This window comes from Collinsella sp. HCP28S3_B9 (genome assembly GCF_052066095.1).
In the GTDB taxonomy this organism is placed as follows: Bacteria; Actinomycetota; Coriobacteriia; order Coriobacteriales; family Coriobacteriaceae; genus Collinsella.
The window spans coordinates 1-12,931 of the sequence record NZ_JBQHST010000012.1 but is presented as its reverse complement, the minus strand read 5'-3'; the positions used below and the strand labels follow the sequence as shown (position 1 = coordinate 12,931).

Annotated in this window: 16 protein-coding genes; 13 read left to right on the top strand and 3 right to left on the bottom strand. The window is 53.5% G+C overall.

What is annotated here, in order from left to right; translation table 11 throughout:
• The first annotated feature begins 9 nt into the window (after positions 1–9).
• From miaB to hflX, 3 genes are read left to right on the top strand one after another with little or no spacing between them, the layout of a single operon-like run.
• Positions 10–1,380, top strand: a complete 1,371-nt coding sequence (gene miaB, locus ACTNBB_RS04165; protein WP_441056752.1) for a tRNA (N6-isopentenyl adenosine(37)-C2)-methylthiotransferase MiaB — start codon at positions 10–12, stop codon at positions 1,378–1,380.
• Positions 1,380–2,318, top strand: a complete 939-nt coding sequence (gene miaA, locus ACTNBB_RS04160) for a tRNA (adenosine(37)-N6)-dimethylallyltransferase MiaA (protein WP_441056750.1) — start codon at positions 1,380–1,382, stop codon at positions 2,316–2,318. The genes miaB and miaA overlap by 1 nt, the downstream gene beginning before the upstream one ends.
• Positions 2,318–3,607, top strand: a complete 1,290-nt coding sequence (hflX, locus tag ACTNBB_RS04155) for a GTPase HflX (RefSeq protein WP_441056748.1) — start codon at positions 2,318–2,320, stop codon at positions 3,605–3,607. Before miaA ends, hflX begins: the two co-directional genes overlap by 1 nt.
• On the opposite strand, the gene ACTNBB_RS04150 is transcribed toward hflX, so the two are convergent.
• Positions 3,592–4,296, bottom strand: a complete 705-nt coding sequence (locus ACTNBB_RS04150) for a heparan-alpha-glucosaminide N-acetyltransferase (RefSeq protein WP_441056745.1) — start codon at positions 4,294–4,296, stop codon at positions 3,592–3,594. The genes hflX and ACTNBB_RS04150 overlap by 16 nt on opposite strands.
• Positions 4,296–4,940, bottom strand: a complete 645-nt coding sequence (gene lexA, locus ACTNBB_RS04145) for a transcriptional repressor LexA (RefSeq protein ID WP_427717464.1) — start codon at positions 4,938–4,940, stop codon at positions 4,296–4,298. The genes ACTNBB_RS04150 and lexA overlap by 1 nt, the downstream gene beginning before the upstream one ends.
• 162 nt (positions 4,941–5,102) lie before the next feature.
• Between lexA and ACTNBB_RS04140 the strand changes: the two genes are divergently transcribed.
• Genes ACTNBB_RS04140 through dut form a run of 3 tightly spaced genes read left to right on the top strand, consistent with a single transcriptional unit; the run spans position 5,103 to position 6,496 of the window.
• Positions 5,103–5,552 carry a LysM peptidoglycan-binding domain-containing protein gene (locus ACTNBB_RS04140; protein WP_441056743.1) on the top strand — a complete coding sequence of 150 codons (450 nt, stop codon included), beginning with the start codon at positions 5,103–5,105 and terminating at the stop codon, positions 5,550–5,552.
• A 52-nt stretch (positions 5,553–5,604) separates the two neighbouring features.
• Complete coding sequence (nrdR, locus tag ACTNBB_RS04135; RefSeq protein WP_154516361.1) at positions 5,605–6,048, top strand: transcriptional regulator NrdR; 444 nt, start codon at positions 5,605–5,607, stop codon at positions 6,046–6,048.
• A 4-nt stretch (positions 6,049–6,052) separates the two neighbouring features.
• Complete coding sequence (gene dut / locus ACTNBB_RS04130; protein ID WP_441056741.1) at positions 6,053–6,496, top strand: dUTP diphosphatase; 444 nt, start codon at positions 6,053–6,055, stop codon at positions 6,494–6,496.
• A 473-nt stretch (positions 6,497–6,969) separates the two neighbouring features.
• On the opposite strand, the gene ACTNBB_RS04125 is transcribed toward dut, so the two are convergent.
• Positions 6,970–8,202, bottom strand: a complete 1,233-nt coding sequence (locus ACTNBB_RS04125) for an MGDG synthase family glycosyltransferase (RefSeq protein ID WP_427717453.1) — start codon at positions 8,200–8,202, stop codon at positions 6,970–6,972.
• Between the two features lie 186 nt (positions 8,203–8,388).
• On the opposite strand from ACTNBB_RS04125, the gene ACTNBB_RS04120 reads away from it, so the two are divergent.
• The 7 genes from ACTNBB_RS04120 to ACTNBB_RS04090 all read left to right on the top strand — a co-directional run.
• Entirely contained in the window at positions 8,389–9,327 is a 939-nt protein-coding gene (locus ACTNBB_RS04120) for an NAD(P)/FAD-dependent oxidoreductase (RefSeq protein WP_441056739.1), read from the top strand.
• 154 nt (positions 9,328–9,481) lie between these two features.
• Positions 9,482–10,093, top strand: a complete 612-nt coding sequence (locus ACTNBB_RS04115) for a DUF1836 domain-containing protein (protein WP_441056737.1) — start codon at positions 9,482–9,484, stop codon at positions 10,091–10,093.
• 204 nt (positions 10,094–10,297) lie between these two features.
• Complete coding sequence (locus tag ACTNBB_RS04110) at positions 10,298–10,516, top strand: hypothetical protein (protein ID WP_002604486.1); 219 nt, start codon at positions 10,298–10,300, stop codon at positions 10,514–10,516.
• 128 nt (positions 10,517–10,644) lie between these two features.
• Entirely contained in the window at positions 10,645–11,589 is a 945-nt protein-coding gene (locus ACTNBB_RS04105; RefSeq protein ID WP_002604485.1) for a DUF6017 domain-containing protein, read from the top strand.
• 36 nt (positions 11,590–11,625) lie between these two features.
• On the top strand, positions 11,626–12,099 hold the full coding sequence (locus ACTNBB_RS04100; RefSeq protein WP_002604484.1) for a PcfB family protein: 474 nt from the start codon (positions 11,626–11,628) through the stop codon (positions 12,097–12,099).
• On the top strand, positions 12,096–12,395 hold the full coding sequence (locus ACTNBB_RS04095; protein WP_441055697.1) for a hypothetical protein: 300 nt from the start codon (positions 12,096–12,098) through the stop codon (positions 12,393–12,395). Before ACTNBB_RS04100 ends, ACTNBB_RS04095 begins: the two co-directional genes overlap by 4 nt.
• Before the next feature lie 350 nt (positions 12,396–12,745).
• The coding region (locus ACTNBB_RS04090) for a transposase (protein WP_441056732.1) at positions 12,746–12,931 on the top strand (186 nt) is incomplete at its 3' end.

Below are 12,931 nucleotides of genomic sequence, written 5' to 3'. Positions count from 1 at the left end.
TGTAAGCTCATGGACCAGCGCTTCGTACGCGATATTCTTGCCGGTAAAACCTATTTTATCCGCACATTCGGCTGCCAGATGAATCAGCACGACTCCGAGCGCGTGAGCGGTTTGCTCGATTCCTATGGCTGTCTTATGGCGCTCGATCCGGAGCATGCCGATATTGTCGTATTCATGACGTGCTGTGTGCGCGAGGCTGCCGATACGCGCCTGTACGGTCAGTGCAATTCCTGCAAGAGTCTTCCTCCTTCTCCTTCGGGCAAGCGTGTGGTCGCCGTGGGTGGTTGCATCGCTCAGCGCGATGGCGAGGGCCTGCTCACCAACGTCGATAACGTCAACGTTATTTTTGGTACGCATTCGATTGCGCACGTGGCGGAGCTTATCGCCGAGGCGTTTATGGATGGCAAGCGCCATATCCGCACGAATGAGCATGAAGATACGGACGCCATGAGTATGCCGTGGCATCGCGAGACGCAGTATCATGCATGGGTGCCCATCATGACGGGCTGTAACAACTTCTGCACGTACTGCATCGTGCCGTACGTCCGTGGTCGCGAGAAGAGCCGCCCCTTCGAGGAGATTGTCGACGAGGTGACGGGTCTGGTGCGTCAGGGTGTGCGCGAGATTACGCTGCTGGGACAAAACGTAAACTCCTACGGTCGCGATCTCTTTGGCAAGCCGCGCTTTGCCGACCTGCTGCGCGCCGTGGGTGATACGGGCGTCGAGCGTATCTTCTTTACTTCTTCGCACCCCAAGGATTTGCTTCCCGAGACCATCGATGCTATGGCCGAGACGCCTGCCGTTATGCCGCAGCTTCACCTAGCCGTTCAGTCGGGTTCCACGCGCATCCTTAATGAGATGAATCGTCGGTACACGCGCGAGGATTATCTGGGCCTGGTCGACCGCATTCGTAACCGTATGCCCGAAATTGCGCTTTCGACCGACATCATCGTGGGCTTCCCGGGCGAGACCGAGGAAGACTTTGAGCAGACGCTCTCGCTTGCCGAGACGGTGCGCTATGCCCAGGCCTACACGTTTATTTACTCCAAGCGCGCCGGTACCCCGGCAGCTGAGATCTATGATCCCACCCCGCATGAGGTTATCCTTGAGCGCTTTAACCGTCTGGTCAAGGTTATCGAGACGACGGCATACGAGTATAACCAGGGCGAGCTTCACACCGTGGTACCTGCGCTTATTGAGGGCACGAGCAAGAAAAACGACGCTGTCCTTCTTGGTAAAAGTCCTAAGAACCAGACAGTGCATGCGCCGATTCCCGCTGGTTATAGCATCGATCAGCTTATCGGCAAAATCGTCGACGTCGATGTGGATGTCGCCAAGACGTGGTATCTGTCTGGCTCCGTTGTGGGTGAGCCTCGCTAATGGTTTTCCCCGGCACAAACCTTTCTGCCGTAGCGATCGTCGGTCCGACGGCGGTCGGCAAGAGTGATGTTGCCGACCGCCTGGCTGCTCGTCTGTCGTCTGAAGTGTTATCGTGTGACGCGATGCAAATCTATCGCGGTATGGATATCGGTACGGCCAAGATGATGCCCGAGGAGTGCTCGGTGCCCCTGCGCCTTGTCGATATCGTGGACCCGGGCGTCGCGTATTCTGCTGCGCTCTATCAGTCTGATGCCCGGGCGCATATCGAGCGTTTGCTTGGTGAGCAACGGCTTCCGGTCTTTTGCGGCGGCACGGGCTTGTATCTTAAGGCCGCACTCGATGAAATGGATTTTCCTTCGGGAGAGCTCGAGGACGAACGTCGCGCGGGTTATCAGGATCTTGCCGAGCGTATTGGCGAGAAAGCTATGCATGCCCTGCTTGCCGAGCGTGATCCGGAATCGGCTGCCGTGATTCATCCCCATAACGTGCGCCGCGTGATCCGTGCGCTCGAGATGCACGATGACGGTGTGTCGTATGCCCAGCAGAAGTCGAAATTCAGCGTTCCGCATGAGCGCTATCATGCCATGTGGTTTGGTCTGACGCGTAGCCGTGAAGTGCTGTATGAGCGCATCAACCTGCGTGTCGACCTTATGTTTGAGCAGGGGCTGGTTGATGAGGTCCGTGGCCTTATGGACCAGGGCCTGGGTGATGCACTCACGTCGATGCAGGCAATCGGTTACAAAGAGATTATTGATGCCTTGCGAGGCGCTATTACCATGGACGAGGCCCGCGAGCTTATCAAGATGCGCTCACGTCGCTATGCCAAGCGCCAACTTTCCTGGTTTAAGCGTGACGATCGCATCGTGTGGTTCGATATGGATGAGTTTACGGTCGATGAGGTCGTCGATGATATCTACCGTCGTATTGAGGCTGCCTAATGGCACGTTTTCCCTTGGTTCCCACGGCACCTGAACCTGAGCGTGCCGTCTTGGTTGGTGTTGAGTGGCGTGATAACGCCTGGCCGCTCGACCGTTCGCTCGACGAGCTCGAGCGCTTGGCTCACACTGCTGGAGCCCAATGCGTGGCACGCTTGTCTCAGCATCTGGTCAAACCTTATCCCAAATCGTTTATCGGCTCCGGTAAGGTCGAGGAGCTATGCGGTTTGGTGCATCGTATGGATGCGGATGTTGTAATCTTCGACGACGACTTGACTCCTTCACAGCAGTCATATCTTGAGAAAGCCGTGGGCGAACCGGTCAAGATTATTGACCGTACGGCGTTGATTTTGGATATCTTTGGCCTGCATGCCCAGACGCGTGAGGGTCGCTTACAGGTGCAGCTGGCTCAGTTGCAGTATCTGCTGCCCCGTCTGCGAGGTATGTGGAGCCACCTTGCTAAGGAACAGACGCGTGGCGGCATTGGATCGCGTTTTGGCCAGGGCGAAAGCCAGCTCGAGGTCGACCGTCGCCTGATTCGCGATAAGATCGCTGCGCTTCGACGCGAATTGAAACAGGTTGAACAACGTCGTGATGTGCAATCGAAAAGCCGTATTGAATCGCCGGCGTTTCGCGTAGCGTTGGCTGGCTACACCAATGCCGGTAAGTCGACGTTGCTTAATCGATTGACTGGATCCACGGTACTTTCGCAGGATAAGCTGTTTGCCACGCTCGATCCTACGACGCGTTCGTATCGTTTACCCGGTGGCCGTGGCATGACGATCACTGATACCGTTGGCTTTATTCAAAAGCTGCCCCATGGCCTGGTCGACGCGTTTAAATCTACGCTTTCCGAGGTGCTCGGCGCCGATTTGGTTCTTAAAGTTGTGGATGCTTCCGATGAGGATTACGAGCGTCAGCTTGAGGCGGTTGATCGTGTCCTTGACGAGATTGGTGCCGGTGAGCGCCTGACGCTTACCGTGTTCAATAAAATCGATCTGCTCGATAGCGTCGACCGCTTGAGCTTTCGCCGGCGCTATCCCGAGGCGGTATTGTTCTCGGCTCAGACGGGTGAGGGCCTTGATGACTTAGTCGATCGCATCGCTCGTGAAGCGGCCGCTACGGACGTGTTGCTCTCGGCCGATATCCCGTATCGAGAGGGCGCGTTAATCACGCTCGTGCACGAACAGGGAACCCTTCTGCACGAGGAATACCTCGAGGACGGCGTTCGTATTGTGGCAAAGCTTCCAGCCCGTATCGCACCGCGTCTCGAGCGTTATCGAACAGAGTAAATCAGCTCCAGTACACCCAAGATAACCGGTTGATGAAGCAGGTAGAACGGCAGCGCATGGCGCCCGAGACTTGCGAGCGCCGGGATGGGATTCGCATAGGCCCATCCCGGCGTCTCATAGTTTGCTTCCTGAGTCGTGTGGGCGGCAAAGAAGCCTGCAAGGTACATAAATAAGAATGGTATGACTGGATAGTAATCACCAGAGACAAAGTCTGGACCCGGGAAACCCAGCCAAGCTAAATAGGGGATAGGATAAATCGTTTTAGGAATGCTCCAGGTAAGGGCAAAAAGTGTGAGGCAAATTGCTATACCCCATACCGACGGCACTTTAGCGATTACCGGACGCGCGAGCGCGACAATGGCGGTGCAGGCCGCCATGCAGAACATGATGCCGAAGTTCACCGAGTCATCGACTGAGACGAGCGTCGTCGCGACCCATACGACAAAAGCGGCAGCGGCATATTTGACGGCACGCTTGATGTTGTTGCGCGAGAGGGTGCACATCCAGCCGGCAATAAACAAAAATACCCAACTGATGCTGGCACGCCACATGTCTTGGAAGATGGTCTGAGTAAACCAGGGCATATCCCAACCATAAAGATAAGAAAGATCGTAGCAAGCATGAAATCCTGCCATCGACAGCATGGTAAATCCGCGAATGGTATCAAAGACCGTGATGCGGTTTTGCATTACGAGAACCGGCGCATCAATCCAACGACCTTGCCCAGGATCGTCGGATTTGTCGCATAGATGGGCTCCATGGTGTCGTTTTCGGGCTGCAAGCGAACTCGTCCCTGCTCCTTGTAGAACGTTTTGACCGTTGCGGAGCCATCGATCATGGCCACAACGATCTCGCCATTCATGGCACTCTTCTGTTCGCGAACGATGATATAGTCGCCGTTAAGGATACCGACGTTAATCATTGAATTGCCGTGGACCTCGAGGATAAAAGACCCCTGGTCCGTTGCGATCTCGGTCGGGATGGTAAAGGTGTCCTCGATATTCTGCTCGGCAAGGATGGGGATCCCCGCGGCGACACGGCCCACGAGGGGTAGCGATACGGTTCCGCGGGGTGCCGTGGGCTCATCGGACTTTGAGATGGAGACGGAGGCTCCGTCCTCGTCAAAGAGCTCTAGGGCACGAGGCTTGGTGGCGTCACGTTTGAGCAGTCCGCGTGCTTCCAGTGCGGAGAGATGTGCATGTACGGTGCTAGGGGAGGAAAGACCCACAGCCGAAGCCATCTCACGCACGCTGGGCGGATAGCCCTTTTCCTGCTGATACTCCTTGATGAAGTCGTAAATCTGCTGCTGTCGCTTGGTAATTTTGCGAGCCATCAGGGATTCCTCTCTACCTAACCCAAACAAATGTTCTATGTTTGCTTGACAGGAACAACTGTTCGAAGATAATAATAACCGAACACTCGTTCCCGCGCTAGACTTTTTGTCCTCGCGGCTTGATAAAACAGTTCTCGTCAAAAAACGCGAGAGGAGAACATGATGAATGCAACGGATATGGTCCAGGGAAACCTCGCCCTTAAGCTCGAGACGCCTGCGGCGCCGGCTTTCACGGTTGTCATAGGCGGCCGATCTGGGTTTCAAACACTGCCTGGCAAGCCCGTTCGCAGCCAGTGCGTCGCCACGACTTCGGCCCCCGTTCCTCTGAAGGCCTCGACGATTTTCGCCCTGGCCGTTGCGCTCACGCTCTTCTTTGTACTTGCTACCTCGATCTTCAGCGCTCGTCACGCCGCATATGCCGAGTCGGCATCTAACGTTACCTATGAGACCGTCCGTGTTCAGTCTGGCGATTCCCTGTGGTCGCTTGCTCAGGAGCATTCCGTTGACGGTCTTTCTACACAGGAGACTTCTGACATGATTCGCAGTGTCAATCATCTGGAGCATGGGTCACTCGATGCGGGTGACGTTCTTAAAGTTCCTGCGCGTTCGTAAGATTTAAACTCCGGCACATGGTACCCTTGTTATCGTTTTTGAGGGAGGTACCATGCGCTGTCCCAGATGCGGCAATGCACATACCCGTGTTGTCGATTCCCGTATGCAGGAATCTAATAACACCATTAAACGCCGTCGTGAATGTTGTTCGTGCAACTATCGCTTCACAACATTCGAGCGATGCGAAGACCCCATCGAGGTCATCAAATCTGACGGGTCAAAGCAGCGGTTCGATCGCAATAAGCTGCTGGTCGGCTTAATGCGCGCTACGATTAAGCGCGACATCGACACGAAAAAGCTCAATGAACTCATCGATGACATCGAGGTGGAGCTGCGTTCCCGTACGCTGACGGCTGTTACGTCCCACGACCTGGGCGATATGGTGCTTAAGCGCTTGGCCAAGATCGACAAGGTGGCCTACATTCGCTTTGCCTCGGTCTATCGCGATTTCAAAGACATCGATGAGTTTTTGCAAGAGCTCGACAAGCTAAGGTGATTTTATGTCCAACATTACAGTCAACATTAAGCGTCTCGACCCTACGATCGAGCTTCCCAAATACGCCCATCCCACAGATGCCGGTTTGGATCTCCGTGCCAATGAGGACTGTACCCTTAAGCCCTTCGAGCGACGCTTGGTCTCTACTGGCCTTGCGATCGCGCTGCCCGATGGATACGCTGGCTTCGTTCAGCCTCGCAGTGGCCTGGCTATTAAGCAGGGTCTGTCTATAGTCAACACGCCCGGTCTTATAGACGCCCACTATCGAGGTGAGCTTAAAGTCATCCTTATCAACCTGGATCCATCCAATGAAATCCAGATCAACAAGGGTGAGCGAATCGCTCAACTCGTCATCCAAGAAGTTCCCACGGTCAATCTCGTGGAGGTAGACGAACTAGACGAAACCGACCGAGGAGCCGGCGGCTTCGGTTCTTCTGGTGTGGCTTAGCCCATTTCTTCGTTGAAAATGGGCATCGTAATGCCCGCTCGCCCCTGGGAGGCCCCTATATATCATCCCGTGCTCAAACATTCTCGCTGCGCTGCGAAACTGCGCGCGGGACGATATATAGGGGCCTCCCAGGGGCGAGCTACGTTTACATGCTCGCAATCGGTTATGGCTTCCCATCTGAAGCCGAATGCTGCATCTAGAAGCTGTGTCTAATAAGTAATCCGATCTGACAAAGAGACGGCTCCTTTGTTAGATCGGATTACTTTGATTACTTGTTTTCCTGTTTTCGAGTTCCCCTTCGCTGCTTTTAGTAGGGTAACCGATATTGCTGCTAGTGCGTACGTATAGCCGTGGCGCAGGCCGCCCACACATATCGTTCCACGCGCAGTTTCGCAGCGAGCGAAGCGAAGCGAGAATGTTTGAGCATGGAATGATATGTGTGGGCGGCCTGCGCCACGGCGGACAGTCCAATGCTAGCGGATATGCGCGGGTTTTCCGCCCCAGTAGAAGCGGCAGAAGGCTCGTTTGCGCTTTTGGGGCTTGCCTGCAAGCTCCATGGTTGCGATGGCGATGTCCTCGGCCGCGTGTGGACGACGTAGCACTTCGCCATTGATGAGCAGTGCCTTGAGCGACTCGGGATGATCGTGGAGATGGCGCAGCGTCACGATGAGCTCGCGTGCGGTGGTGACATGCATGCTGGCGCCCAAGTCGGTGAGCATGGTGGTGTTGGCCTTTTCCTGGCCATAGGACTTGCCCAGCAGAATCATCGGCAGGTGTGCACACAGGCATTCGGTAACAGTGAGTCCGCCCGATTTGAGAATTGCCAGATCGCAGCCGTGCATGAGCGCTGCCATGTCATCGACATAGTCAAGGACCGTGACGTTTTCGAGTTTCATGGCTTCGAAGAGCGTTTTCAGGCGCGTGGCGTATTCCGTGTCCTTGCCCGGCAAAAAGACAAAGTGCATGTCCTCGAAGCTACGGAGGAAGGGGAGGGTTTGGTCCATCGCCGCGCGAAAGCGAACGTACGGTTGAGGCAAACTGGCGCCGGCCATTACCAGCACAATGGTCTTGTCGGTAGGGAGATTGAACTTCTCGAGTTCTTCCTCGCGATTGTAATCCGTGTCAAATCCAGCGCGAATAGGGATGCCCGTAATGCGTATCTTTGCCTCGGGAACCTTACGTGGGCGGAGCGTCTCGGCCATAAACTCGTTTGCCACGCAGAATAAGTCAGTGTCCTTATGGGGCCACCAGCCCTCGACCTCGTAATCGGTCGGCACGCAAATGACGGGATAGTCGATGCCCGTAATGACGCGCGCACCAACCGCAACGTTGGCTGCCGTGATATGTGTAGCGACCACGGCAATAGGCCTACGAGTGCGAACGTATTCATTAAATGCGGGGAACATAATGCGCGACCATGCCGTGCCGCCGCCCCAAAGCAGGTGTCCAGTAAGGGTATATCGCCAGGTCAAGTCATAAATTGGGCGTGTGGCGCCGGTAAACGATGCGGCCGTTTTGTTGCCGTCGAATTTTATGCGTCCAAAATCGAGGATATCCAAGACCTCAATCTCGACATCCTGCGGTATGCCCTTGGTGCCGCGTATAAGCTCGAATGCTTGCGCGATAGCGTTTGCTGCCGCTTTGTGTCCCGAACCAACCGATGCGTGGACAATGGTCACTAAGGGCTTTTGTCCAGGTGACGGCATCAATTGTTCCGATTGGGGGGCGCTTTGCGTGGGCAGGGGAGCGTCATTGCCCATCTGCGTTTGATCCATCGATAACTCCCCTTCATCGTTGTTTCGCAAAGAATCATTGTAGTGCATGACTGTCATGTTCTCCTAAATTTGGGTATGAGCGCAAAGAACGCCAATGTTTCGATGAGAGGACACTCCATGACTACCAATCAGCCGATCGATGTTGCGATTATCGGCGGCGGCCCAGCGGGCTATGCTGCAGCCATTTATGCTGCGCGATCCAATCTAACGACGACCGTGATCGAGCAAGGCATGTCGGGAGGACAGATCGCCACAACCAATGAGGTCGAGAACTATCCGGGCATTCCGCTCTTGAGCGGTGCCGAGCTCGGCGAGCGTTTTCAGCAACATGCAGAGGGCCTGGGAGCACAGGTTGCATGGAGCATGGTTACGGGTATCGATTACGACGCTGATACAGCGCTGTTTACGGTGCATCACGATACGGGCGACACGGTGGCCTCGAGTGTTATCGCTTGCATGGGCGCCACGCCGCGCTCTGCTGGTTTTGTTGGCGAGGATACGTATCGCGGTCGCGGCGTTTCGTATTGTGCGACGTGCGACGGCATGTTCTTTCGTGGCAAACAGGTCTTTGTCATTGGCGGCGGTAATGCTGCCTGCGAGGAAGCCCTGTTCTTATCAGAAATTGCCAGCAGCGTGACCATCGTCTTGCGCCGTGATCAGTTCCGTGCTCCCGATGGCGTGGTTCAAAAGGTGCTCGCTAAAGATAATATTTCTGTTAGGTACCAAACTAGTATTGTGGAGCTATCGGGCGAGGCCATGCCTACAACTATCACGTTTAAGGACAACGCCACTGGTGATACCTATTCCGAGTTCTTTGATCCTGGCTCGTTTGGCATCTTTGTCTTTGCCGGAACACAGCCCCATACTGAGCTTGTACAGCATCTGGTGGATCTGGCGCCTGACGGCGGTATCGTTACCGACGACTCGATGGCCACGCGCACGCCGGGTTTGTTTGCTGCCGGCGATATCCGTTCCAAGCGTTTACGCCAGGTTGTGACTGCCGTTTCGGACGGAGCCATAGCGGCTACCAGCGCATACGCCTTCTTACGAGGATAAGTACGATAATATATCTTATGTAAGGTTGTTATCTTTATACAAAGTGGTTGGACGGTGCGTCAATGTGCTGTCCAACCACTTTTACTTAGCGGCTATGTGGTATGCAAAACTAGATAATCTAGAATACAATATAGAAAACGAACGGAGGTCTCTTATGAACCACGTCAAACTTGTTATCCCGATGTCCGATACATCGGTCAGCATTAAGCCGGAGGATATTCAGCCGACGGTGCTGCCGGATGCATTTATTCAGTCCGATATGGTTCGCAAGCTCAATACGCTCTGCTTGCCACGCTATGACCAGCTGCCCAACGTAACACTCTATCGTGATCAGGTTATTGAATATGTTGCGCTGTGGATGGAGCCGCTTTCGATTTGCGTAGAGCAGCCCGTTATCACGCCTTCGATGATCAATAACTACGTGAAAGTCGGTCTCGTTCCTGCTCCGGTTAAAAAGCAGTATGGCCGTGAGCAGATTGCGCGTCTCATTGCCATTTGTATCTTTAAGCAGGTGCTGCCCATCGCTGCGGTTCAGGCGCTCTTTAATATTCAGCGCTTGAGCTACGACGCTCCGACGGCTTTCGATTATGTAGTCGATCAACTTGAGGCATCGATTCGAGCGGCTTTTTCCCTTGAGCAGACTCCCGTGCCCGATACCGCACATCAGGTTACGCGTGAATCGCTGCTTGTACGCAGTGCGGTTTCTTCCTTCGTTTCGAAGGCGTACCTGATGAGCTACCTCAAGTTCAATGGGTTTAATAGCTAGGCGACGTATAACGCGGGCGGGATAATAATGAGGTGTGATAGCGATAGCGGCAAAAAGCTAATAAAATCAATGGTTTTGCGGACAGCGGATAGACAGGGAATGTGTTAAAAACTGAATACGCACACAAACGGCGTTACCTTAACCCCTTTGGGGGAGAAAGTAACGCCGTTTTTTTATGCCCGCAGGAAAGGAGGTGCAGCCGGAATGTATTTCACAAAGGGCAAGCAGCGGGCGTTTGAATTGCTCATGCAGCAGAAGCCGGGATTTGACCGCTATCAATCCGGTTGTGCCGGAGATGATGAAGATTGCGGCACTTGCCGTTTCTACCGCCCCGGGTGGAAATATGAGTTTTGCGTTTTCAAAGAGTGTCCCTATTGCCCCGGCAAAAGGACGCGGAAAACGCACGCCAGCATGGACAAATAGACGGGCAAAAGCCCTTGTGCCATGCGGCTTTGCAGACGCGAAAACGGCAAAGGGCATATTGCAATACCAAAACAGCCGAAAACGGCTTTCTAATTGTCCACGCATACCAAGAGAGGAAGTGAGGAAATATGGCAGTTTTCAGAGTGGAGCGAAATACGGGATATACCGTTATGAGCAACCACCACTTGCGAAACAAGGAATTGTCCTTAAAGGCAAAGGGCTTGTTGTCGCAAATGCTTTCGCTGCCCGAAGATTGGGATTATACCCTTGCGGGCTTATCCCATATCAACCGGGAGAAGATCGACGCAATCCGCGAAGCGGTAAAGGAACTCGAAAAAGCCGGATATATCGTGCGCAGCCGGGAGCGCGACGAAAAGGGACGCTTGCGGGGCGCAGATTACGTCATATACGAGCAGCCGCAGCCGCGAGAGCCGGAAGCAGCTACCAGCGGCGGACAGCCGCCTATATTGGATTTACCTACATTGGAAAATCCAACATTGGATAATCCAACGTTGGAAAAACCTACGCAGGAAAAACCTACGTTGGAAAATCCAACGCAATTAAATAAAGATATATTAAGTAAAGAACAATCAATTACTGATTTATCAAGTACCGATTCCATTCCTTTCCATTCCCTAAACCCCTTGCCCTTTGCGCATGGCGAAGCGGCTACGCCGCCGGAAAGGAAAAGAACGGAAGCGAAAAGCAATAGCGCAGTAGAGATTTACAGGGAGATTATCAAGGACAATATCGAATACGACCATCTCATTCAAAACTGCAAAATTGACAAAGACCGTTTGGACGAGATTGTTGACCTTATGCTGGAAACCGTCTGCACAGCCCGAAAGACAATCCGTATTGCCGGGGACGACTACCCCGCCGAATTGGTGAAATCCAAGTTTTTGAAGCTGAACAGCAGCCATATTGAGTTTGTTTTGGATTGCATGAGGGAGAACACAACCAAAGTGCGCAACATCAAGCAGTATCTAAAAGCGGTGCTGTTCAACGCGCCGAGTACCATTGACAGCTACTATACCGCCCTTGTCAATCACGACTTATACGGCGGCGAATGAGCATAGCCGCACTTTACCGGGAAAGGAGTTGATACCTTGCAGGAGGAAGTAACCCAAAAAACGATTGCCCTATACGTCAAAGTGGGAAAAGGCGCGGCGCGGCTTACCGAACAGGCGTTACAGAAAGCAATCCAAAAGTTTTTGGAGCAGAAAAGCAAACCCGCGCATGGGAAACAGACCATGCGGCAGCTTATGAAGCAGAACGCGGGTGTTTCCAACATCGAGATCACCGACAGCAATATTAAAGCCTTTGAGAGTACGGCGAAGAAATACAACATAGATTTTTCGCTAAAAAAGGTTAAGGGCGAGCAGACCCGTTACCTTGTGTTTTTCAAAGGCCGGGACGCGGACGTTATGACCGCAGCGTTTCAAGAGTTTTCCGCAAAGAAGCTGAACCGGGAGAAAAAGCCCTCTATCCGCAAAGCCCTTGCCGCTGCAAAGGACAAGGCGAAGCAGCTTAACGCCGCCCGCGACAAGGTAAAGAAAATGGACAGGGGGCGCGAGATATGAAGCAGATCAACTACAAAAAGCTGATACTTCCGAATATCCCCTATGTGTTCTTTGTCTATCTCTTTGATAAAGTCGGACAGGCGGTGCGGCTTGCCCCCGGCGCGGATATTTCTGCAAAGATACTGAATATCACACAAGGATTTTCCGCAGCCTTTGAAAACGCCTTGCCGAGCGTTTACCCGTTGGATTTGCTTGTCGGCATTGTCGGTGCGGTGATTATCCGCTTGATAGTCTATGTCAAAGGGAAAAACGCGAAGAAATACCGCAAGGGCGCGGAGTACGGCTCTGCCCGATGAGGTGCATAATCTTAACTGTAAGCAACACATATATTGACGCAGGAGGGTATGCACATGAATGATTACAGCAAAATCACAGCCCTTTACTCCCGCTTATCAGTGGGGGACGAGGACAGGGACGGCGGCGAAAGCAACTCCATACAGAACCAGAAGAGCCCATTTTTTTGTGTAAAAAGGACGAGTGAAATATAATGCTTAAAAAATATTGGATAAAATGTCCGATTTGTAACGGAAAGGTGACGCATAATTTCTTTCGCAAATTGACAACCGCATAGCGGAACACGGCCCGCGCCCCGTCATATGATTTCTAGCGACTAAACAACAAATCACCAACGAAGGGGGCACGGGCCGTGTCTGCGAACATAGTATCAGTCGACGAGGAGTCGCTGCGCAACGACATAAAGAATCTGGTGAGGAAGACCGTAGAGGAGACGCTCAACGCACTGCTCGACGAGGAGGCGTCCGAGCTCGTCGGGGCCGAGCGCTACGAGAGGACGGCGGGCCGGGAGGCCTACCGCAGCGGCCACTACACGAGG